Source organism: Cryobacterium inferilacus (genome assembly GCF_019599185.1).
In the GTDB taxonomy this organism is placed as follows: domain Bacteria; phylum Actinomycetota; class Actinomycetes; order Actinomycetales; family Microbacteriaceae; genus Cryobacterium; species Cryobacterium inferilacus.
Genome location: NZ_JAIEUL010000007.1, coordinates 157,443 through 179,666, shown reverse-complemented (window position 1 = coordinate 179,666; position 22,224 = coordinate 157,443). Strand labels below are relative to the sequence as shown.

General features: G+C 70.2%; 15 protein-coding genes and 1 pseudogene. 8 read left to right on the top strand and 8 right to left on the bottom strand.

The features are described from left to right. Positions 1–174 precede the first annotated feature (174 nt). Together K2F54_RS08685 and K2F54_RS08680 are read right to left on the bottom strand one after the other, a co-directional pair. A complete protein-coding gene (locus K2F54_RS08685) occupies positions 175–1,737 on the bottom strand; it encodes an aminopeptidase P family protein (protein ID WP_220605464.1) in 1,563 nt (520 codons plus the stop codon). A 71-nt stretch (positions 1,738–1,808) separates the two neighbouring features. Further along, a complete protein-coding gene (locus K2F54_RS08680; protein ID WP_220605463.1) occupies positions 1,809–2,930 on the bottom strand; it encodes an endonuclease/exonuclease/phosphatase family protein in 1,122 nt (373 codons plus the stop codon). 55 nt (positions 2,931–2,985) lie between these two features. Here K2F54_RS08680 and K2F54_RS08675 point away from each other — a divergent pair, with 55 nt between their 5' ends. Then, positions 2,986–3,858 (top strand): PHP domain-containing protein, encoded by an 873-nt coding sequence (locus K2F54_RS08675; RefSeq protein WP_220605462.1) that lies wholly within the window; start codon positions 2,986–2,988, stop codon positions 3,856–3,858. 509 nt (positions 3,859–4,367) lie between these two features. Here K2F54_RS08675 and K2F54_RS08670 read toward each other — a convergent pair. Beyond that, on the bottom strand, positions 4,368–5,309 hold the full coding sequence (locus K2F54_RS08670; RefSeq protein ID WP_220605461.1) for a GlxA family transcriptional regulator: 942 nt from the start codon (positions 5,307–5,309) through the stop codon (positions 4,368–4,370). A 107-nt stretch (positions 5,310–5,416) separates the two neighbouring features. On the opposite strand from K2F54_RS08670, the gene K2F54_RS08665 reads away from it, so the two are divergent. Further along, entirely contained in the window at positions 5,417–5,728 is a 312-nt protein-coding gene (locus K2F54_RS08665) for a putative quinol monooxygenase (protein WP_033107114.1), read from the top strand. A gap of 107 nt (positions 5,729–5,835) precedes the next feature. Next, positions 5,836–7,157 (top strand): annotated as a pseudogene (locus tag K2F54_RS08660) (ISL3-like element ISPfr2 family transposase). An 85-nt stretch (positions 7,158–7,242) separates the two neighbouring features. Here K2F54_RS08660 and K2F54_RS08655 read toward each other — a convergent pair. Then, positions 7,243–8,745, bottom strand: coding sequence for a DEAD/DEAH box helicase (locus tag K2F54_RS08655; RefSeq protein WP_220605460.1), 1,503 nt, complete (start codon positions 8,743–8,745; stop codon positions 7,243–7,245). 184 nt (positions 8,746–8,929) lie between these two features. Here K2F54_RS08655 and K2F54_RS08650 point away from each other — a divergent pair, with 184 nt between their 5' ends. Then, positions 8,930–9,631: a ferritin-like fold-containing protein gene (locus K2F54_RS08650; protein ID WP_220605459.1), complete on the top strand. Its 702-nt coding sequence runs from the start codon at positions 8,930–8,932 to the stop codon at positions 9,629–9,631. A gap of 77 nt (positions 9,632–9,708) precedes the next feature. Here the strand turns inward: K2F54_RS08650 and K2F54_RS08645 are convergent, their stop codons facing one another. Then, positions 9,709–10,002, bottom strand: coding sequence for a hypothetical protein (locus K2F54_RS08645; RefSeq protein WP_255576890.1), 294 nt, complete (start codon positions 10,000–10,002; stop codon positions 9,709–9,711). Positions 10,003–10,019: 17 nt separating this feature from the next. Further along, positions 10,020–10,244: a DUF3107 domain-containing protein gene (locus K2F54_RS19540; RefSeq protein WP_220605457.1), complete on the bottom strand. Its 225-nt coding sequence runs from the start codon at positions 10,242–10,244 to the stop codon at positions 10,020–10,022. Between the two features lie 99 nt (positions 10,245–10,343). Between K2F54_RS19540 and K2F54_RS08635 the strand changes: the two genes are divergently transcribed. Further along, positions 10,344–13,895 carry an ATP-dependent helicase gene (locus K2F54_RS08635; protein WP_255576889.1) on the top strand — a complete coding sequence of 1,184 codons (3,552 nt, stop codon included), beginning with the start codon at positions 10,344–10,346 and terminating at the stop codon, positions 13,893–13,895. After that, positions 13,892–17,392, top strand: a complete 3,501-nt coding sequence (locus K2F54_RS08630) for an ATP-dependent DNA helicase (RefSeq protein ID WP_220605455.1) — start codon at positions 13,892–13,894, stop codon at positions 17,390–17,392. Before K2F54_RS08635 ends, K2F54_RS08630 begins: the two co-directional genes overlap by 4 nt. On the opposite strand, the gene K2F54_RS08625 is transcribed toward K2F54_RS08630, so the two are convergent. Next, positions 17,302–18,501, bottom strand: a complete 1,200-nt coding sequence (locus K2F54_RS08625; protein WP_220605454.1) for a phosphotransferase — start codon at positions 18,499–18,501, stop codon at positions 17,302–17,304. The genes K2F54_RS08630 and K2F54_RS08625 overlap by 91 nt on opposite strands. 94 nt (positions 18,502–18,595) lie before the next feature. Between K2F54_RS08625 and nudC the strand changes: the two genes are divergently transcribed. After that, positions 18,596–19,597 carry an NAD(+) diphosphatase gene (gene nudC, locus K2F54_RS08620; protein WP_220605453.1) on the top strand — a complete coding sequence of 334 codons (1,002 nt, stop codon included), beginning with the start codon at positions 18,596–18,598 and terminating at the stop codon, positions 19,595–19,597. Continuing rightward, positions 19,590–21,341: an ATP-dependent helicase gene (locus K2F54_RS08615; protein ID WP_374107275.1), complete on the top strand. Its 1,752-nt coding sequence runs from the start codon at positions 19,590–19,592 to the stop codon at positions 21,339–21,341. The genes nudC and K2F54_RS08615 overlap by 8 nt, the downstream gene beginning before the upstream one ends. Here K2F54_RS08615 and K2F54_RS08610 read toward each other — a convergent pair. Continuing rightward, positions 21,232–22,158, bottom strand: coding sequence for a TOMM precursor leader peptide-binding protein (locus K2F54_RS08610; protein WP_220605452.1), 927 nt, complete (start codon positions 22,156–22,158; stop codon positions 21,232–21,234). The genes K2F54_RS08615 and K2F54_RS08610 overlap by 110 nt on opposite strands. Positions 22,159–22,224: the final 66 nt, after the last annotated feature.

Genomic DNA, 22,224 nt, shown 5'->3' with positions numbered 1-22,224 from the left:
CAACACCCGCACCCGCCGGCACAGTCGGCATCAACATCCCCAAAGAAACCGTCAATATCTAACCCAAGTGACTCCACACAGCTTGACATCGCCCGGAAACGGACAATTGCGCCCGGCGTACCGGGCGCAATTGTCCGCTCGGGGCACAGTCGTGCGGGGAGGGGTGCGCGGCGGTTAGGCCTGCAGGGCCGCCATCCAGGCCTCGACCTCGGCGGAGCCGCGCGGGATGCCGGCGGAGAGGTTCTCTGCACCGGTCTCGGTGATCAGGATGTCGTCTTCGATGCGCACACCGATGCCGCGGTACTCCGCGGGAACGGTGAGGTCGTCCGGCTGGAAGTACAGGCCGGGCTCGATGGTGAAGACCATGCCTGGCTCGATCACGCCGTCCATGTACATGTCCCGGCGGGCCTGGGCGCAGTCGTGCACGTCGAGGCCCAGGTGGTGGCTGGTGCCGTGCACCATGTAGCGGCGGTGCTGGCCGTTCTCCGGCTGCAGCGCCTCCTCGGCGGTGACGGGCAACATGCCCCAGTCCGCGGTGTGCCTGGCGATCACGGCCATCGCGGCCGCGTGCACCTCGCGGAAAATGGCGCCGGGCTTAGCGACCAGGAACGCGGCGTCTGCGGCCTCACGCACGGCGTCGTACACCCGGCGCTGCACATCGGTGAAGGTGCCGTCGATGGGCAGGGTGCGGGTGATGTCGGCGGTGTAGTAGCTGTCCACCTCCACACCGGCATCCAGCAGCATCACGTCGCCGGGCGTGACCGGGCCGTCGTTGCGGGTCCAGTGCAGGATGCAGGCGTGCGGGCCTGAGGCCGCGATGGTGTCGTAGCCGACGGTGTTGCCGTCGGCGCGGGCACGGGTGTTGAAGACACCCTCGACCAGGCGTTCGCCGCGCTGGTGCGTGCTGGAGCGGGGCAGGTCACGGATGACGTCCTCGAAACCGCGGGCTGTGGCCGCCACTGCGAGGCGCATCTGGCCGATCTCGTAGGCGTCCTTGACCAGCCGCAGCTCGGACAGGTCGCGGGCCAGGCCGGCATCCGCGTCGTGCGCGCCGTTGATCTCTACGCTGAACGGCGCGTCGGCGGCGTTCGTGGTGAGCATCCGCTCTGCGGCGTTGCGCAGGCGCGCGTCGTCGACCTGGCCGGTGAGGAACGGGTCGGCTTCGCGCACGAGCAGGGTCTCGCTGTCGACCCGGCGGAGGACCTCGGCGAAGTCGTCGATGCCGCGCACGGTGAGGCCGAGGTCGCCGGCGACCTGGGCGATGGATGGCCGCGGTCCGATCCAGAATTCGCCGATTTCGGAGTTGGCGTAGAACTCGTCGGAGTCGCGGCCGGCACGCTCACGGAAGTAGACGGTGGTGTCGTGCCCGGTGGCGGTGGGTTCGAAGACGAGCACGGCGCCGGGCTCTGCGTCGGTTCCCCAGCCGGTGAGGTGTGCGAACGCGCTGTGGGCGCGGAACGGGTAGTCGGTGTCGTTGGCGCGCTGCTTGAGCCGGCCGGCCGGCACGATCAGGCGGTGGCCGGGGTGCAGCCGGGAGACACGCTCACGCCTGGCGGCCGCGAACGGGGCCTGCTCACGGGCGGGAGGCACCTCCTCGGTGCGGTCGGCCCAACCGCTGGAGATGTACTCCTTGAACCCTTCCGAGCCGGGCGTGGTCGACCGGTTCTCGTTCGACCTGGCGGCGGGGGCCGAGACGGTGGTGGCGGGGGCGGATGCGGTTTCGGTGGAGTCAGCCATTCCACCATTGTCCCACCAGGCCACGGTGCCCGCGCCGGGAGCGGCCCGCGGCCTTGGTCGGAGTGCGCTTCTCAGCCGGTGGTCAGCGTCGCCACGATCGGGCGATGGTCGCTGCCGGCGTTGTCCTCGGTGTCGATGACCCGCATGGCCTGCACCCGCCAGTCGGCCGTGGCGAGCACGTGGTCGATGGGGGAGCCGAGCAGCGGCGGCGCCCAGGTGGGCCAGGTGCCCACGGCCGCGGTTCCGGCAGACGCAGCCGCATCCGCACAGTCGCCGAGCACGGCGTTCGTGCCGGTGCTGCTCGTGCCGCTGCCGCTGGTGCTCTCTCGGCCGGCGAAGTGGTCGAGGGTGGCGTTGAAGTCGCCCGCCATGATCACACCATCGGTGCCGGGGCCGGTCGCGTCGCACTGCTCGGCCAACCAATCCAGATCGGAGCGCCAGTTCGACATCTCGAACTGGATCGGCGCCACGGCGTGCACGGCGATGATCGTGGGGCCGTCGCCGTCCACGGGCTTGGCGACCACGGTGGGCAACGTATTGGTGTTGCCTGGCGGGCCGGAGCCGGCGCTGGACGTGACGGTGTAGTCGCCCAGCTCCGGGCTGATCAGCAGGGTGGTTGACCTGGCCTTGGAGATCAGGTCGAACGACACCGTGTGCACCCACATCGGCCTGCCGGCGGCGCGCATGGCCTCGGCGATGAGCACCCCGGTCTCCTCGGTGGTCTCCGGCAGGGTGATCACGTCGGCGTCCTCCGCCAGCGCGAGCGCGGCGATGTTCTCTGCTCCGGGGGCGTCGCCCAGGGTGTTCCAACTGAGCACAGTGATCGATGCGGCGGTGTCAGCGGATGCCGCGGCGCCGGCGTCGGTGTCGGCCGTGCTGTCGGCGGCTCCCGCCGCATCCGTCGCCGTGCCGCCGATACCGCGGTGCAGCAGGATGCCGGTGTTCACGGCGCCGAACAGCAGCAGCAAGACCATCAGCACGGTGGTGATGCCCCGCAGTGACCGCACCAGCAGCAGGGGGATCGCGAGCACGGCGAGCAGGGCGACGGCAACGACCACGGCGAGCCCGCGCAGCGAGACCGCGTGCGCGATGACCCAGGTGCTCTGCAGCCCGAAGAACTGCGGCCAGGCCAGCACCACGAGGACGGCCAGGGTGGCGAGGGCCAGGAGGCCGCGGAACAGGACGGAGAACATAGATGAGTCACTGTAGGCGACCAAGCTGGATTCCCGCGCCAACTAGCATGGGGGAATGGCAGTCGAACGGCGTTCCACGGGTCCGATCGACCTGCACACCCACTCCAGCGTCTCCGACGGAACCGAGACCCCGTCGCAGCTGGTGCGCGCCGCCGTCGCCGCCGGTTTGGGCACCGTGGCGCTCACCGATCACGACTCCACCGCGGGTTGGAACGAGGCCTCGGTCGCCGCTAGGTCCGCCGGCATCACCCTGATCCCCGGGATGGAGTTCAGCACCCGGGTCGGGCACACCAGCATCCACCTGCTGGCCTATCTGTTCGATCCGTCGGACGCGGGCATCGTGGCCGAGACCGCGCACATCCGGAAGGCCAGGCTCACCAGGGCAGAACAGATGGTGGCCCGCATCGGCGCCGACTACGAACTGACCTGGGACGATGTGCTGGCCCAGACCACCACGGGCGGCACCGTCGGCCGGCCGCACATTGCCGACGCCCTCGTCGCCAACGGGCTCGCCCTCACCCGCAGCGAGGCATTCGCCGGGATCCTGCACTGGGAAGCGGGCTATTTCCAGCCGCACTACGCTCCAGACCCGCTGCGCGCCGTGGCGCTGGTTCGTGCGGCGGGAGGCGTGCCGGTGATCGCGCATCCGGCCACCCGTGGCGTCGCCGATGTGATGGCCGAGAGCCGTCTGGCCGCCCTGGTGGACGCCGGTCTGTTCGGCCTGGAGCTCGGTCACCGGGAGAACAAGCCGGAGGCCACGGCCAGGCTCACCATGCTCGCCGAGAAGTACGGCCTGATGATCACCGGCTCCAGCGACTACCACGGCGAGGGCAAACCCAACCGGCTCGGGGAGAACACCACCAGCCCCGAGGTGCTCGAACGTCTCATCGCTCAGGGCCACGGGTCGATGCCCGTCAACGTCGCCTGATCGCCTGCCCGCTGGTGCGTGGAGTGCTCGCTGCATACGAGTTGCGGCGAAGTACCCCTTCCCGGGGGCGGAAAGGGCATTTTGGCGCAAGTGGGCGCAGCGGCCGCACGTTACTGGCTCTTCCCAGATGAAGGTGTAGGTCGGCCGGGCGCGTCGGTCCGCAGATAGACGTCGAGGTCTCCCGACGATGGAGGTTCCTACGCCATCCATCCGAAAGACCTCGACGTGCCCGACGCTACCCCGCCGGCCGGCTTCGGCCGCCCTGACCTAACCGCCTTCGCGGCTCATCCCAATCGGCTCTGATCGGGTCTGCTGACCCTCTCGACGAGAACGCAGCGACATCACAGCCACCCAACCCCGACCGTCCGGGAAGCCGGGGCACGTCACATGGGCTGTGCTGCGGGCGTGTCGAGTGGGTAGTCCAGGGGCGACGCAGGAGCGTCGACGCGACGTGCTGAGAGGTGGTTCCAACCGAGCGTTAGGACACAAGCTACAGGCATGGCGATAGGTCAGGAACGGCGTCGCTCCCTGCGCAGGAGGGAGCGCAGAGTCTCGGCGTTTGCGTAGCCGACCCGTAGCGCGATCTCGGCGGAGGTGAGGTCCGTGGTTGCTGAGAGGTGTCGAGCTCGTTCGGTGCGAAGCCGTTGGACGAAGCCGAGCGGAGTGAGGTTGAGCGCCGCACGGACTCGTCGTTCGAGGGTGCGCCGGCTGGTGCCGAGCGACTGCGCGACGAAGGCGACGTTGAACGGTTCGTCCAGGCGGGCGCGCACGAAGCGTTCGAACTCGACGACGATCGGGTCCTCGTGCCGGAGATGTTCGTAGGCGACGAAAGCCGCCTGCGACGGGCGCTCGTCGATGATGAGGAGCTTGGCGACATGTTGGGCCAGGTCGGGGCTGATCGATCGCACGAGTGAGAGCGCGAGGTCGATGTGGGCGAAGGCGGCGCCGGCGGTGACGAGGTTCCCGTCGACCACGACCATGGTGTCGAGATCGAGGGCGACGGTCGGATAGCGCTTCCGGAACTCCGGCCCCAGGAACCAGCTGGTCGTCGCCCGCCGATGATGCATCCGTCCTGTCTCGGCGACGGCGAACACGCCGGTGCACGCCGCAGCGATCCGGGTGGTCGCCTCGTCGAGGCGCCCGAGTGAGGCGATGACCGAACGAGCATCTCGACTCTGGAGGGCGTCGTGGGTCGCGGCGGCCGTGAGGGTTCCAAGCGCAGGGACGACGACCACGTCGAACTCTCCGGACTCCGGCAGCGGGTGGTCCACCGACAGGGTCATCGATGCCGTCGTGGTCACTCGCCGTTTCGGTCCGAGGATGGCGAGTTCGATCGGGTCGATCCGCGGGTCGACATCGCCGCGGGCTCCGTCGGCCACCCGCACGATGTCGATGATCGACGCGATAGCCGAACCGAAGCAGCCGTCGATCGCGATCAGTCCGATACGCATGACGTAAACAATAGCAATACTGCCGTATACGCCACTCCCCACCGGCCCTCGCTCGTCATAGGCTGAACTCGTCCCACGAAGAACCCCGACGTCAAGGAGAGTCCCTCATGTCCACACCCGCATCACTTCCGTATGCCTTCGTCGCCAAGATCGTCGCGGCCGATGGACAGCACGACGCGGTCGCCGATCTGCTCGCCGGCGCTGTCGCACTCGCCAACGAAGAAGTAGGAACGATTGTCTGGTTCGCGGTCAGGACCCACGCCGACACCTTCTGGATCTTCGATGCATTCCCCGACGAAGCCGCTCGCGACGCCCACGCCAACGGCGCCATCGTCGCAGCCCTGATGGCCAACCAGCACCTCCTCGGCGCAGCACCCGAGATCCTGGCGGCCGACGTCCTCGCGTCCAAGCTCCCGTAGTCCGCCAACGCACGAGACGATCGCGCCCCGCCGAGTCGGTCCGCAGATAGACGTCGAGGTCTCCCGACGATGGAGGTTCCTACGCCATCCATCGGAAAGACCTCGACGTGCCCGACGCTACCCCGCCGCCCGGCTTCGGCCGCCCTGACCTGACCGCCTTCGCTCGACTCGACGGCCTCGGTCTGAGCGTGATCGGGCAACGACTTGAACCGGATCGTGCGGTCCTCGCGTGCCGCGTGGTGGAACCAGATCAGTGGTGCCGACGGTGCGGCAGCGAAGGCGCCGCTCGTGACACCGTGATCCGGCGGTTGGCCCACGAGCCGCTGGGCTGGCGACCGTGCTGGAAGTTGTAGTGCGCCGCTACCGCTGTGCAGACTGCGGACACGTGTGGCGCCAAGACACCAGCGCCGCGGCGGAGCCACGCGCGAAGCTCTCGCGCACCGGGCTGCGGTGGGCGCTGGAAGGGATCGTGGTCGCACACCTCACCGTCGCCCGTGTCGCCGAGGGACTCGGGGTCGCGTGGGACACCGCCAACAACGCGGTCCTGGCCGAAGGCAAGCGGCTGCTGATCAACGACCCCACGCGGTTCGAGGGCGTGAAGGTGATTGGCGTCGATGAGCACGTCTGGCGCCACACCAGGCGTGGCGACAAGTACGTCACCGTGATCATCGACCTCACCCCGGTCCGCGATGGCGCCGGCCCAGCAAGGCTGCTGGACATGGTCGAGGGCCGGTCGAAGGCGGCGTTCAAGACCTGGCTCGCCGACCGCGACGACGCCTTCCGTGACGCGGTCGAGGTGGTCGCGATGGACGGCTTCACCGGGTTCAAGACCGCCGCTGCGGAGGAGATCCCGGACGCGGTCACGGTGATGGATCCCTTCCACGTCGTGCGCCTGGCCGGTGACGCCCTCGACAGGTGCCGGCGCCGGGTCCAACTCGCGATCCACGGGCACCGTGGGTTCAGGGACGATCCGCTCTACAAGTCGCGGCGCACGCTGCACACCGGCTCGGACCTGCTCACCGACAAGCAGAGCGACAGGCTACGCGCGCTGTTCGTTGATGACGCTCACGTCGAGGTCGAGGCGACCTGGGGTGTCTACCAGCGGATGATCGCCGCCTATCGCCACGAGGACCGGCAACGTGGCCGCGAGCTCATGGAGAAGCTGATCACCGACCTCAGCGCCGGCGTCCCCAAGGTGCTCACCGAGCTCGCCACCCTGGGCCGGACCCTGAAGAAGCGAGCCGCCGACGTGCTCGCCTACTTCGAACGACCCGGCACCAGCAACGGGCCGACCGAGGCACTCAACGGACGGCTCGAACACCTGCGCGGCTCCGCACTCGGGTTCCGCAACCTGACCAACTACATCGCCCGAAGCCTGCTCGAGACCGGCGGCTTCAGACCCCAACTCCTACACCCCCGATTGGGATGAGCCACGTTACTGAGTTACCGCGAACGGCCCCATGACACGAAGTCATGAGGCCGTTGCGCTCGCGGATGCGCGGAAGGCGGGAGCGCTAGGCGGTCGGTGCCTGCGGGGAACGGCGACGGGTGCGGCTGCGGCGACGCGGCGCGCTGTTGCCGTCGTGGTGCTCGGCTCCGCCACCGTCGTGGGTGCCGGCCGCCGGGGTCGCGGCGGGGGCATCAGGGTTGGTGCTGGAGCCGACCCTGGTGCGCGGGCGTCCGCCGGATTCGCCGGAGCGACCCGAGCCAGAACGGCCCTCGGAGCGTCCGTCGGAGCGTCCGTCCGAGCGGCCGCCTGAGCGGTTGTCGGTGCGGCCGCCGCGACCGGAGTCGCGGCCGGACGCCGTTCCGGGGACGGTCTCCTTGATCGGGGTCGCGCGCAGGCGTCCCTTCGAGCCGGCCGGGATGTTCAGGTCGGTGTACAGGTGCGGTGAGGACGAGTAGGTCTCCTGCGGTTCGGGGGTGCCGAAGTCGAGGGCCTTGTTGATCAGGGTCCACTTGGGCATGTCGTCCCAGTCCACGAAGGTGACGGCGATGCCGGTCTTGCCGGCGCGGCCGGTGCGGCCCACGCGGTGCAGGTACGCCTTCTCGTCTTCGGGGATGGTGTGGTTGATCACGTGGGTGACGTCGTCGACGTCGATGCCGCGGGCGGCGACATCCGTGGCGATCAGGATGTCTTTCTTGCCGGCCTTGAACGACGCCATGGCGCGCTCGCGCTGCTCCTGGTTGAGGTCGCCGTGCACGGCGGTGGCGTTGAAGCCGCGGTCGCCGAGCTCCTCGACGAGCTTGGCGGCGGCCCGCTTGGTGCGGGTGAAGATCACCGTCTTGCCGCGGCCCTCTGCCATCAGGATGCGGCCGATGACCTCGTCCTTGTCCATGTTGTGCGCGCGGTAGACGAGGTGCTCGATGTTGGCCTGCATCAGGCCCTCGTCGGGGTCGCTCGCGCGGATGTGGATGGGCTTGGTCATGAACCGTCGGGCCAGCGCCACGATCGGGCCGGGCATGGTGGCGGAGAACAGCATGGTGTGGCGGGTGGAGGGGGTCTGCGAGAAGAGCTTCTCGATGTCGGCGAGGAAGCCGAGGTCGAGCATCTTGTCGGCCTCGTCGAGCACCATTTCACGCACGTTGCTGAGGCTGAGCAGGCGCTGGCTGGCGAGGTCGAGCAGGCGTCCTGGGGTGCCGACGACGATCTGCGCGCCGGCCTTGAGCTGCTCGATCTGGCCCTCGTAGGCCTTACCGCCGTAGATCGAGACGATGGTGGTGCCACGGTTGCTGGCGGCGAGTTCGAGGTCTTCACTGACCTGCACGCACAGTTCGCGGGTGGGCACGACGACCAAGGCCTGCACGCCGGGCTCCGGGTTCAGTCCGAGGCGCTGGATAAGAGGAAGACCGAAACCGAGGGTCTTGCCGGTGCCGGTCTTGGCCTGTCCGATGATGTCCTGGCCGCTGAGGGCGAGGGGGATGGTCTGGGTCTGGATGGGGAACGGCTCCAGGATGCCCTTGGCGGCGAGAGCCTCGACCATGTCCTGGTCGATATTGAGTTCGGTGAAGGTCACTGTGTGTTTGCCTGTCTAGCTGGAAGCGGGATGCGCCCGTCTTTTGCTTCAGGCGCAAGTTCACCGATCCGACGCCGGTGAATGACACCAGACTATAGGGCGGTCCTGGGCGCACGCCGGTGATTGCCCGGCGAGCCCACGCCAAGACACACCTCGAACGGGGAGGTGGACCTATGCTTGGCTGGTGATCTCGTGGTTAGGTGAACGTCCCAAACGGGCAGAGTCGCCCCGGCTGTCGGCCAGGGCAGACCGGCGAGCGACGACGAAGGTCGACATCACCGAGTTGGTGCCAGACCTGCTCACCTACCTCGGCCAGGTCGCCTACTTCGAGTTGGGCATGTTCGAGAGCCTGTCGACGGCCGTCATCACGGCGCCGACGCTCGCCGCGAAGGAGGGCCTGAGCCTGGCCGCCGGGCGGGCGCTGTCCAAGCACCACGGCCTGATCGATGAGATCCGCCGCCGCGACGGCGAACCGGCCAGCGTGATGAGCCCGTTCGTTCCGGCCCTCGACCACTTCCGTGCGGCCACGGCCGGTGCCGACTGGCAGGAACTGCTGCTGAGCTGCTACCTCACCGGTGGACTGCTGGACGACTTCTTCATGAGGCTCTCCGACGCGCTGCCCGGCGACATCGGTCCGCGCGTCGCCCACCTGCTCGGTGAGCACGGCGGAGCAGACGTGCTGGTGCACGAACTCAACGCGGCGATCGCCGCTGAGCCGGCACTGGAATCCCGTCTGGCCCTCTGGGGTCGGCGGCTGGTCGGCGACACCCTGCTCGTGGCCCGCTCGGCCCTGGCCGTGGCGCAGGACTCCCGCATCGAACCGGTCTTCACCGAACTCATCGCGGCGCACACCCGCCGCATGGACGGGCTCGGACTCACGGCGTAGCGCCCGCACACCACAACACCCTCATCACGCGTGATGAGGGTGTTGTGGTGTGAAGCGGATGATGCGACCAGGGTAGGTCAGGCCGGCTGACCGGTCTTGGTGATCCGGTGCAGCATGGCCAGGTCGGCCGCCTCGCGGCGCTTACCGAGCAGGATGTCCGCGAGCACAGCGGCGATACCGGCCACGATCAGGGAGACCCACCAGATCCACCCTTCGTTCCATGCCCAACCGAGCCAGGTCAGGGCGACCCAGACCAGCGCCGCAACCCCGGTGCCCACCGCCGGCACCAGCACGGAACCGTGCGTGAGGCGCCTGGGCAGGGCGTAGCGCACGATCAGCCCGAGGATCGCGCCGCCGAGGGCGACGAACATGAGCTCCACGGCAGGTCTTAGGCGACGAAGCCGACGCGACGGGAGGACTCGGAGCCGAGCTCGACGTACGCGAGGCCGATGGTCGGCACGATGTAGACGTGCCCCTTCTTGTCGCTGAGCTTGAGGTAGCCGGTCTGCCCGGCGAGGGCGGCGGCGACGGTCTCCTCGATCTCAGTGGCGGGCTGGGTCGTCTCGAAGCTGATCTCCCGGGGGGAGTTGAAAATACCAATGCGAATGTCCACGGATGCGCCTTTCGGTTGCCTGTCCGCCCAGATTACGACATGCCCGCAGGTCGGCCCGCCACGTTCACTGTCGGCGCAACCCGTTACCGTTGGAGCGTGATGAACCCGGTGTCCGAACTCCTCGATGAGCCGCCCGTCTCCACGCCCGCCCACCCCGACTCCGCCCACGATTCCACCGCCATCCGGCCCGTGGTTCTGGATGCGTCGCAACGCGCCGTCTTGGAGCTGGCCGGTGACCGTTCGGCCGCCGTGATCGGCGCGCCTGGGTCTGGCAAGACCCACACTCTCGTCGAATTCGTGGCCGACCGGGTGCTCACCAGGGGATTCTCGCCCAGCGAGGTACTGGTGCTCGTGCCCACCCGCACCGGCGCCACCGCCCTGCGGGACCGGCTCGCGTTGCGCCTGCGGGTGCCCACCAACGGGCCGCTGGCCCGCACCATGAACTCCGTCGCGTTCCAGATCGTGCAGGGCGCCGAGGTCGCCGCCGGCCGCACCAGCCCCACCCTGCTCACCGGCGGCGAACAGGACCAGATCATCGCCGAGATCCTCGCCGGGGACATCTCAGAGGGCACCGGTCCCGCCTGGCCGGCCCCCCTGGACGCCGAGGTGCGCAGCCTCCGCGGGTTCCGTACCGAGCTGCGTGACCTGATGATGCGCGCGGTGGAATACGGCGTCACCCCTGGCCGGTTGATGGCCCTCGCCGCAGACAACTCCCGCCAGGAGTGGGCAGCGGCCGCCGAGTTCATCCGCGACTACCAGGACATCAAGGACCAGAGCCGGCCCGGCCAGTTCGACTCCACCGAGCTCGTGCAGTTCGCCGCCGCGATCGTGCAGGACGCACCGCGCCGTAGCCTCCGCCAGGACTCGCGCCAGGGCCAGACCGTGGAGGCGGTGACCGTCGGCAACCCGCTCGGTGCACTCGGCGCGCTCAGGCTGATCGTGCTCGACGACGCCCAGGAGGCCACCCAGTCCACCCTGGCCCTGCTGGCCCAGTTCGCCGCCCGCGGCGTGACCGTCGTGGCCTTCGGCGACCCCGACCTGAGCACGGGGTCGTTCCGCGGCGCCCACCCGGATGCCCTCGGCCGGCTCGGCCACTACCTGGGCCTGCCGGAGGTGGCCACCCTCACGCTGGACACCGTCTACCGGCACGGCGCGGAGCTGCGCGCGGTGATCCGCGAATTCACCGGCCGGATCGGAGCAGCGGCCGCCGGCACCCAGCGCGCCGCCGGCGCAGTGGGCGAGGTGCGGGGAGGGGAGGCTGCCACGGCCGCCGACCCCGCCGGGACGGCCGAACCCGTTGAACCCTCCGCACCCGCCGACACTGCCGGCCCTGCTGACATTGCCGACCCCGCCAACCCCGACCCTGCCGACCCCGACCCTGCCGACCCCGACCCTGCCGACCCCGACCCTGCCGTCCCAGACACGGTGCCAGGCGCCGTGCAGACCGTGGTCACCGCCAGCCCGGCCGATCAGCTCGCCGTGATCGCCAGGCGGCTGCGCGAACGGCACGTGCTCGAGGGCCTGCCCTGGGGGCGCATGGCCGTGATCGTGCGTACCGGCGCTCTCGTGCCGGCCCTGGCCAAGGGGCTGGCCGCTCTCGAGGTGCCCACCCAGGTGGCCGCGGCGACGGCGGCCCTGCGCGACGAACCCGCGGTGCGCGCGTTCATCCTGGCCCTCGACGTGACCCTCGGCCGCCGCCCGCTCGACGCCGACGCCGCGGTCGAGCTGCTGCGCGGCCCGCTCGGCGGCCTCGACCCGATCACGCTGCGCCGACTGCGCGCGGCACTGCGGCAACAGGAACTCGGCCGGCCAGGCACACAGGACAACGCCCCGGACGACGACGGTAGGACCGACAGTCAGACCGACGGCACGGCCGGCGCCCGCACCGCCGACGAGCTGCTCGTCGAGGTGTTCGCCAACCCGACCCTGCTGGAGAGCATCGACAACCGCACCGCCAGGCGCGCCGCATCCTGCGCCAGAAACCTGCGCCAGACCCGCACCGCGTTCGCCGCCGGCGCCACCATCGAGGAACTGCTCTGGGGCCTCTGGCAGCGCAGCGGCCTGGCCCCGGCCTGGGCGGAGCAGTCCACCGGCACCGGCATCGACGCCGACGAGGCCAACTCCAACCTCGACGCCGTCGTGGCCCTGTTCTCGGCCGCGCAACGCTTCGTCGAGCGCACTCCGGCGGCGCCGCCCGTTCTCTTCGTCGAACACCTCGTCGACACCGATGTGCCGGAGGACACCCTCGCCCCCCGCGCCCTGGCCGAATCCGTGCTCGTCTCCACGCCCAGCGGCACCATCGGCCGCGACTACGATCTGGTGGTGCTGGCCGGCGTGCAGGAAAACGTCTGGCCGGACCTCCGCATCCGCGGGTCACTGCTCGGCGCAGGCGACGTGGCCCTGCTCGCCGCGGGGGAGAGGCCGGACCCGGCCGGTGCCCGCACGAGCGTGCTGCACGACGAGCTGCGCATGTTCGCCCAAGCCGCCTCCCGCAGCACGGCCGAGCTGCTGGTCACCGCCGTCGACAACGACGACAACCAGCCGAGCGCGTTCCTACGACTGCTGCCCGACCCAGACCCTGCCCCGCTGGCCCGCTACCCGCTGTCGCTGCGCGGACTGGTCGGGCGCCTCCGCCGCGACCTCACCCAGACCCTGCGGCCCCGGCTGCAGCCGGCCGAGCGCACCGACCCCGATCCCGTCGCCGCCCTGCCGGCGGTGCTGCCGGTGCGAGCCACGGATGCGGCCGCCACGCTCGCCCGTCTCGCCAGGGAGAAGGTGCCAGGCGCCACCCCCGACGAGTGGTACGGGCTGCGCGCGGCCAGCACCGACCGGCCGCTCAACGACCCCGACGCCGGAGACGGCCCCGTGCGGGTGTCACCGTCCCGCATGTCGGCGTTCGAGACCTGCCCGTTACACTGGCTGATCGGCCAGATCGGCGGCGGCGACTCCAGCACCGCGGCCAACCTGGGCACCATCATCCACAAGGTGATGGAGGACGCCACAGACCCTGAGCTGCCTCAGAACCCGGCATTGATCAGCGCCGAGGCGCTGTGGGCCGGCGTCGAGGCGCGCTGGGGCGAACTGGTCTTCGACGCCGACTGGCAGTCCAGGGTGCAGAAGACCCAGGCCCGTGAGCTCACCGACCGGCTCGCCGCCTACCTGGGCGACGGCGCCCGCGACGGCACCCGGCTGCTCAGCGCTGAGGGCAGGTTCGCGCTCGAACTGGACGGCGCCGTGCTCTCCGGCACCATCGACAGGGTCGAACGGCTACCGGACGGCCGGGCCGTGATCGTCGACCTCAAGACCGGCAAGGGCGACGCCACCAGCGACGCCGGCGTGGCCGACCACCCGCAGCTCGGCGCCTACCAGCTGGCCTTCTCCGCCGGTGTCATCGACGGCCTCGAACCGGGCATGGAACTGGCCGGCGCCCGCCTGGTCATCGTGTCCTCGGGCACCCAGAAGCAGAATTACCGCAATCCCACCCAGCCGGCCTTCACGCCGGAGGAACTCGCGGCGTTCAGCCAGCGGGTCAGCACCGATGCCGCCGGCATGGGTGCGGCCACCTTCGTGGCCGAGATCGCCGACCACTGCCTCGACCCCCGGTCATACGGGTCGTGCCGCATCCACGTCATCAAGCAGGTCAGTTCATGAGCCAGGTATCCGCAGCAGCCGCACCGAGACGGCCCGTCTCCGCCCTCGACATTGCCGAGGCCCTGCAGATGTTCCCACCCACCAGCGAGCAGCAGGCCGTGATCGAAGCTCCGCTCAGCCCCACCCTGGTGGTGGCGGGGGCCGGCAGCGGCAAGACCGAGACCATGGCCAACCGGGTGCTCTGGCTGCTGGCCAACTCGCACGCCAGGCCCGACCAGATCCTGGGGCTCACCTTCACCCGCAAGGCCGCCGGCGAACTCGCCGAACGCATCAACGGGCGCATCCGCCAGCTCAGTGAAGCCGGGCTGATGCCCTCGAGTTCCGTGCAGACGGCGCACGATCCGGGTGCCGAGAGTGCAGCCACCCCGCATAGCCTCGACTCCGCCGACCTGTTCAACGCCCCCGCCGTCTCCACCTACAACTCCTTCGCCAGCCGGCTGTTCACCGACAACGCCCTGCTGCTCGGCCGTGAACCCGAATCGGTGCTGCTCAGCGAAACCAGCGCCTGGCTGCTCGCCCGCCGGGTGGTCGTGGCCCACGGCGACGGCCGGCTGGTGCGGTACGGCAAGAATGTCGACGCCGTCACGGATGCCGTGCTCTCGCTCAGCCGTGCCCTGGCCGAGAACCCGCCCCCGTTCGTGCCCGGCGAGGACCCGGTGCCGCACGACCTGGCCAGACTCGCGCAGAGCTTCGACTACCTCGCCGAGCTCCCGTACGGCAACCCGCGCAAGAAGAAACCGTACGACTCGGTACTCGAGGCCATCGCCGCGGCGGCGCCGTTGCCGGTTCTGGCCGAGCTGGCGGATGCGTACCAGGCGGAGAAGCGCCGCCAGGGGCTGATCGAATTCTCCGACCAGGTGGCCCTGGCCCTGCAGGTCTGCCGCAAGGTGCCGGCCGTGGTGACCCGCTACCGCGAGCAGTACCGGGTGGTGCTGCTCGACGAATACCAGGACACCTCGGTGCTGCAGACCGAGCTGCTGCGCACCCTGTTCGCCCACCACCCGGTCATGGCCGTCGGCGACCCGCATCAGTCCATCTACGGCTGGCGCGGCGCCAGCTCCGCCAACCTGCTCGGCTTCTCCACCGACTTCGCCGACCTGCCCAACACCGAGGCGCCGTCGATGTCGCTCTCGTTCACCTGGCGCAACCCGGTCACCGTGCTCGACACCGCCAACGCCCTGGTCGCCCCGCTCAGCGCCGAACTGCGCGCCAGGCCGAACGGCATCCAGGTGGAGACCCTCAAGGTGCCGCCGGGCAAGGCGGCCGGCCGGGTAGACGCCCAGATGCACGAGAGCATCGCAGAGGAAGCCGCCTCTGTCGCCCGCTGGTTCGCCGCCAGGCTCGGTACCGGTACCGGCACCGGCTCCGCGCCGGCCGGCGACACGGCCCCGGAGTCCGGCGCCATGCTCTTCCGCGCCCGCCGCGACATGGAGTTCTACGCCGAGGTGCTGCGTGAGCACGGCGTGCCCGCGCACGTTCTCGGCCTGGGCGGTCTGCTCTCCACCCCAGAGGTGGCCGACGTGCTCGCCGTGCTGCGGGTCGTACACGACCCCTCCGCCGGCAGCGATCTGATCCGGCTGCTCACCGGCGGCCGCTGGCGCATCGGCGTGCGCGACCTGCAGGCCCTGGCCGGCGTGGCCGGCTGGCTGGCCACCCACGACTGGGCGCAGAAGGCCGTGCCAGACGAACTCAAGGCCAAGCTGCGCGCCTCGGTGGCCACAGAGGAGACCCGCTCGCTCGTGGACGCCCTCGACTTCGTCGCCTCCGCTCCCGAGACGCACGGGCAACTGGCCGCCTTCAGCGCCGACGGCCGGCAGCGGCTGCGCCAGGCCGGCCGGCAACTCGCCTGGCTCCGCAGCCGCGCGGGCCTGGGCCTGCTCGACTTCGTGCGCCTGATCGAACAGGAGACCCTGCTCGACCTCGAACTCGTCGCCAACGAGAGCCACGGCCGGGCCCTGGCCAACCTCTACGCCTTCCACGACGCCGTCTCGGCGTTTCTCGACAGCGACGAGCTGGGCACCCTGGCGAGCTTCCTGCGCTGGCTGGCCCGCGCCGAACGCCAGGACGACCTCGGTCCGCGCGGCGAGGCCGCAGAACCCGGCACCGTGCAGCTGCTCACCATCCACGGCTCGAAGGGCCTGGAGTGGGACTACGTGGCCATCCCCGGCCTGACCGAGAAGAACCTGCCGGCGCCGTCCAGGGAGACCACCGGTTGGTTGCGCTTCGGCGAACTGCCATACCCCTGCCGCGGCGACCGCGCCGAGCTGCCTGAGCTGCGCCGGCTGGGCCACGACACCCAGCTCTCCTTCGACGAGGACTTCACCCTCTACAAGGACCAGCTCGCCCACCGGCACGACGCCGAGGAACGCCGGCTGATCTACGTCGCCACCACCCGCGCCCAGCAGGAACTGCTGCTCACCGGTGCGTTCTGGGGCGGAGGGACGACCGTGCGGAAGCCCAGTCGTTACCTGCTCGAACTGGCCGAGGCCGGGCTGATCGGCGAGCTGGCGGAGGGCAGCGAGTTCGACCAGAAGCCCGCCACCGACGAGGACGCCAGCGAAGTCTGGCCGTTCGACCCGCTCGGCGCCCGCCGCCGGGTGGTCGAGGCGGCCGCCGCGCTGGTGCGCGCGCACGACGACCGGGCACCGGATGCGCCCGCCGCCGGCCCCGCCGCCGACCGCTCCGACACCGACCACGCGCCGACACCCACCGAGACGCCCTGGTCGCGCGAGGTCACCCTGCTGCTCGCCGAACGGGCCGAGCGCCTTGCCGGGCCCGGCGCCCTGACGGTGCCCACCCGCATCCCGGCGTCGCGGTTCAAGGACTACGTCGACGACCCGGCAGCCGTGCTGGCGAAGCTGCGCCGACCGATGCCCGAACGGCCATACCGGGCCACCAGGCTCGGCACCCTGTTCCACTCCTGGGTGGAGCAACGCTCCACCGGGGCGTCCTTTGGTGACCTGATCGATGCGGGTCAGGGCGAACTCGACATCGACATCAACGCGGACATCGACAGCGACCTCGGTACCGAGTACGACGCCGTGACCGGAACCGGCGAGGGGATGACGCAGGAACTGGACCAGCTCGAGAGGTTCAAGGCCACCTTCGAGAGGTCCCCGTGGGCGACCCTGGCGCCGGAGGAGGTGGAGATCGAGATCCACCACGTCATCGGTGACCAGGTCTTCATCTGCAAGCTCGACGCCGTCTACAAGACCCCCACCGGCTACCAGGTGGTGGACTGGAAGACCGGCAAGGCGCCCAAGGACGCCGCGGACCTCGAGCTCAAGCAGACCCAGCTGGCGCTCTACCGGCTGGCCTACGCCAGATGGAAGGGCATCGACCCGGAGACGGTCGACGCGGTGTTCTACTTCGTCGCCGACGACCGCATCGTCGCCCCCGAACGGCTCTACTCCGAGGACGACCTCGTGCGGGCCTGGTCGTCGGTGGCCGCGTCATCCGTCGCGCCCTCTGACGAGTCAGCCGGCGCCTCGTCCTGACCCTCGAACCCGGTGCCGTCGAAGCTCGTCACCCGGGCGAAGGACCCGGTCTCGGCGAAGTCGCTGGTGCCGTAGTCGTCGTTCTCGAAGTCGTTGCGCCTGGCCGACCCGGTGTCAGGCGTGCGCGGGGTGTCCGCGAGCATCGACTCCACATCGGTGACACTGAGGATCGGGCCGGTGTCGGGGGAGAGCGAGTTCATGGTGTGGCTGTGCACGTTGTCCACCAACCCGTCCAGCATCGACACGGCGTCCTCGACGATGGCCTCGTCGTGGGTGTCGACGCCGTGTAGCAGCCAGCGGGCCAGCTCCAACTCGGCGTAGAGCATCGCCCGCTGGGTGATCAGCGGGTCGTTGCCCTGCCTGGTCGCCGTGTAGGTGGCGATGGCGGTTTCCGCGGCGTCACCGCGCGCGGCGAGCAGCCAGTTGATGTCACGGGCAGGGTCGCCCACGCACAGGTTCGACCAGCCGAGCACACCACAGACGGCGTCGTCGCTGATCAGGAAGGACTCCGCGGAGAGGGACCCGTGGATCACGGTGGGCGTGAACTGCCAGAGCGCGTCGTCGTCGGTGGCGAGCTCCCAGCGGCGCAGCAGCGCGGCCGGCAGCTTGCCCGTGTTCGCGGCCCGGTCGATCAGGTCGATGGTGGCGGTGCGGCAGTCCATGGCGCTCTGCTGCACCAGGCCGGCGTCGCCGATGAATGCCGTGGGCAGGCCGTGGATGGCGGCGATCGCGCGGCCGATCGAGCCGGACACGCCGACATGGCCGGTGAGCGCATCCGCATCGTAGGAGGCACCGGGTACCCGCTCGTAGACGACGGCCCTGGTGCCCTCGAACGGGGCCTGCCCGACGAACACCGGCACGTCGAACGGTAACCGGCTGCGGTTGCCGGTGGTGAGCGCGCGCAGCGCCACCAGGTCGGCTGACTGCTCGGTTTCCGCCGCCTGCGACGTGGGAACCCTGATGATCAGCTCCTTCTCGTCGCGCGTGACCAGCAGGGCAGAGTCGAACGACCCGCCGCCGCCGAGGCTGTGGTTTCGGGCGTGGGCGACGTCGAGCTCAGGCACTGCATTGGTGGCCAACGCGGCTAGAGTGAGATGGGATCTGGCCATGCCTTATAGGTTAGGTCGACTTCCTCCCGGTGGGGTCATTCGCCACGCCTGCAGTCAACTTCGGCACGTGTTGCCCGATTCTTCGAGGGGTCTCATGTCGTTCAGGTTCACGGCCCGGTTGCCACTGTCCAGGCACGCCGTCGATCGCGACCACGACGCCAGGGCGGAGCCCGAGCTGTTCGACCGGCTGTGGGCTGATGCGGGCACCCGGCTGCTGCCGCTCTGGAAGGGCAAGGTGCTGCTGGCGGACTCCGACGCGGCTCTCGGAACGCCCCGACTGACGTTGCTGCCCGCCGCTGACCTGGCCGACCTGGACGCATCCGCCCTGCGGGTGTACCTGGGCAAGTCGCTCGCCGAGGATGCCGCTGAGCCCGTGGGCACCGCCCTGGTGGCCGTGCCGCTGACCGACGACCAGGCCCAAGGGCTCGAACCGGACGAGTCCGGCTGGGTCGGCCTGCGCGCGATCGCCACCCGCCTCTCCGACCGGGATGCCGGAATCCTCACCGAGGCCCTCGGCATTCTGAACTGGCACGACTCGCACCCGTTCTGCCCGCGCTGCGGCGAAGCCACCGAGGTGCGCTCCGGCGGTTGGGTGCGGCACTGCCCGGCCGACGGCAGCCAGGTCTTCCCCCGCACCGACGCCGCCGTGATCGTGCTGATCACCGACGAGCAGGACCGCGTGCTGCTCGGCTCCAACGCCATGTGGGAAGCCAACCGGTACTCCCTGTTGGCCGGGTTTGTCGAGCCGGGCGAATCGTTCGAGGCCGCCGTCGTGCGGGAGGTCTTCGAGGAATCGGGCATGCGCGTCGCCGACCCGGTCTACCGGGGCTCGCAGCCGTGGCCGTTCCCGGCCTCGATCATGGTGGGTTTCACCGCCAGACTGGCCGACGGTCAAACCGCCGGCGGGCTGGTGCCGGACGGCACCGAGATCCTTGACCTGCGCTGGTTCAGCCGCGCCGAGCTGACCGACCCCGACAGCGGCATCACGCTGCCAGGGGCATCGTCGATCGCCCGCGCGCTGCTGGACGACTGGCTGGGCCAGCCGGCCGGCGTGCGCGGTGGCGGCGACCCCGGGCAGGTGCCGCAGGGTGTCTGACCCGGTGACACCCGGGTCGATCAGCCCCGAGCCGCTGACGCCCACGGCCGAGTCCCTGCTCACCGGCCTCGACGAACAGCAACGTGTGGCCGCAGAGGCGCTGATCGGGCCGGTCTGCATGCTCGCCGGTGCCGGAACCGGTAAGACCAGGGCTATCACGCACCGCATCGCCTACGGCGTGATGAGCGGCGCCTACTCACCCAACCGGGTGATGGCGCTCACCTTCACCGCCCGCGCCGCCGCCGAACTGCGCGGCCGGCTGCGCCAGCTCGGTGCGGGAGGGGTCGCCGCGCGCACCTTCCACGCCGCGGCGCTGAGCCAGCTGAACTACTTCTGGCCGCATGTCGTCGGCGGCCAGGCGCCCCGCATCCTCGAGGGCAAGGGCCGGCTGCTCGGCCACGCCGCCGAGGTGCTCAAACTCAAGCTCGACACCGCCACCCTGCGCGACCTGGCCGGGGAGATCGAGTGGCGCAAGACCAGCGGGCTCAGCCTCGAGCAGTACGCCACGGCCGGCCGCGCCCTGCCAGGGCGGCTCGACATCCACCAGGCCATGGACATGCAGGCCGGGTACGAACGGCTCAAGGACGATCGCAAGCAGATCGACTTCGAAGACGTGCTCCTGGCCATGGCCGGCATGATCGAGGCCGAACCGTCGGTGGCCCTGCAGGTGCGCGAGCAGTACCGGTTCTTCGTCGTCGACGAGTTCCAGGACGTGTCGCCGCTGCAGTACGACCTGCTCAAGCTCTGGCTGGGCGACCGGCGCGACCTCTGCGTGGTCGGCGACGCCAGCCAGACCATCTACTCCTTCGCCGGCGCCCGCAGCGACTACCTGCTCGACTTCCCCAAGCACTACGAGGACGCCACCGTGGTGCGGCTGGAGCAGAACTACCGGTCAACGGCCGCGATCGTTGCGACCGCCAACCAGCTGATGCGCGGCCGCCCCGGCGCACTGTCGCTGCACGCCGCCGTCGCCGAAACCGGTGTGGAGCCCGCTGTGCGGGACTACCCCAACGACATGGCCGAGGCCCGCGGCGTGGCCCAGAGCATCTTCGAACTGATCGAGGCCGGCCTGGCGCCGGAGAACATCGCGGTGCTCTACCGGGTCAACGTGCAGGCAGCCCTGCTCGAGACCGCCCTCGGTGACGTGGGGGTGAGCTATCAGATCCGCGGGTCGAAGCGGTTCTTCGACCTGCCTGAGGTGAAGCAGGCGGTGATGTCGCTGCGCGCCGCATCCGTTTCGATCATGGGCGAGCCACTGTTCAAATCGGTCAGCGACGTGCTGCGCGGCCTCGGCTGGAGCCAGCGGGCGCCCGAGGCCCGCGGTGCCGTGCGCGACCGGTGGGAGGCGCTGAACGCGATCATGGGGCTCGTCGACCAGGCCGCGCCCGGCACCACCTTCCGCCAGTTCACCGACGAGCTGATGGAGCGCCAGGCCGGCCAGCACGAACCCACCGTCGCGGCCGTGACGCTGGCCACCCTGCACTCGGCCAAGGGCCTGGAGTGGGACGCCGTCTTCGTGATCGGCCTCTCAGAGGGGCTGGTGCCGATCAGCTACGCCGGCACCTTCGAGCAGGTCGACGAGGAACGCCGGCTGCTCTACGTCGGGGTCACCCGTGCGCGCAAACGGCTCTCGCTCAGCTGGTCCGCCGCCGGAAGCCAACAACGTTCCCCGCGAGAACGATCACGTTTTCTGGCAGAAATCGGCATCCGCACCGCTCGTGCGGCCGGTGCGCGCGGCGCCTGACCGTCAGCGACTCCGCGTCGATGGCCAGGGAGACCGCCGCGAACTGGTTCGAGCCCGCGAACACGCGATCGTGCACCATGCCGGCGACCGTCGCGGCGACCTGGATGCCCAGCCTGGTGCTCTCGGTCGGCGCGGTGCGGTGCAGCAGCTGGCAGGCGATCGCCGGCCAGGCCGGGTCCTCGTCGACCCGCTCGAGCTCCAGACAGGTCAGGCACGGGCCGGCGCCGGGCTCCACCAGCGGGCCGATGCGCACCTCGGCGTCGCTGAACAGCACCGGCAGGTGCGGCACATCGCGGCGCAGCCACCGGCCGTGCCGCGCAGGGGAGAGCACGAAATGGTCCACAATCACGGTCAGGTCGGGCGCGGGGCTGGCTTGGTCGTGCGCCGGGGCCGCCGGCACGATCTCCGCGGTGGGCACGACGGTGATGCCCAGGTCGGTCACCAGGCCGCGGATGCGGTCGGCCGTGACCCCGTCCCCGTCGACGCAGACGACCCGGCGCCGCGGACTGCCCGGCTCGGGTGCCGCGCGGTCGAACCACGCAGCGGCACCGTCCGGCGGCTCCGGACGGGGATCGTCGGCGAGCAGCACGGGCGCCAGGGCCCTGAGCAGGGCCGACGTCGCCGCATCGGTCGCACCGGCCTGACGACCCAGCATCAACGCGCCGGACTCCGGCACCCCCACCCGCAACGCGGCGATCACGGTTTCGAGCGGGCCCGTCACCCCCGGCACGATCGCCAGGGGTCGATCGATGCCCAGCTGGATGGTGTCGGGGGTGCGCCACACGAGCGGATACCGCGGGTCGAGTCGGAGAACCATCCGGCGATCTTCCCCCAGACCGGCCGGCGCCGTCGGATTCATCCACAGGCGCGACGAGACCTCCCG

Excerpts from the sequence above, each read along its gene's own strand:
- K2F54_RS08685 (WP_220605464.1), bottom strand. The coding sequence starts at position 1,737 with ATGGCTGACTCCACCGAAACCGCATCCGCCCCCGCCACCACCGTCTCG.
- K2F54_RS08680 (WP_220605463.1), bottom strand. The coding sequence starts at position 2,930 with ATGTTCTCCGTCCTGTTCCGCGGCCTCCTGGCCCTCGCCACCCTGGCC.
- K2F54_RS08675 (WP_220605462.1), top strand. The coding sequence starts at position 2,986 with ATGGCAGTCGAACGGCGTTCCACGGGTCCGATCGACCTGCACACCCAC.
- K2F54_RS08670 (WP_220605461.1), bottom strand. The coding sequence starts at position 5,309 with ATGCGTATCGGACTGATCGCGATCGACGGCTGCTTCGGTTCGGCTATC.
- K2F54_RS08665 (WP_033107114.1), top strand. The coding sequence starts at position 5,417 with ATGTCCACACCCGCATCACTTCCGTATGCCTTCGTCGCCAAGATCGTC.
- K2F54_RS08645 (WP_255576890.1), bottom strand. The coding sequence starts at position 10,002 with ATGTTCGTCGCCCTCGGCGGCGCGATCCTCGGGCTGATCGTGCGCTAC.
- K2F54_RS08635 (WP_255576889.1), top strand. The coding sequence starts at position 10,344 with ATGAACCCGGTGTCCGAACTCCTCGATGAGCCGCCCGTCTCCACGCCC.
- K2F54_RS08630 (WP_220605455.1), top strand. The coding sequence starts at position 13,892 with ATGAGCCAGGTATCCGCAGCAGCCGCACCGAGACGGCCCGTCTCCGCC.
- K2F54_RS08625 (WP_220605454.1), bottom strand. The coding sequence starts at position 18,501 with ATGGCCAGATCCCATCTCACTCTAGCCGCGTTGGCCACCAATGCAGTG.
- nudC (WP_220605453.1), top strand. The coding sequence starts at position 18,596 with ATGTCGTTCAGGTTCACGGCCCGGTTGCCACTGTCCAGGCACGCCGTC.
- K2F54_RS08610 (WP_220605452.1), bottom strand. The coding sequence starts at position 22,158 with ATGGTTCTCCGACTCGACCCGCGGTATCCGCTCGTGTGGCGCACCCCC.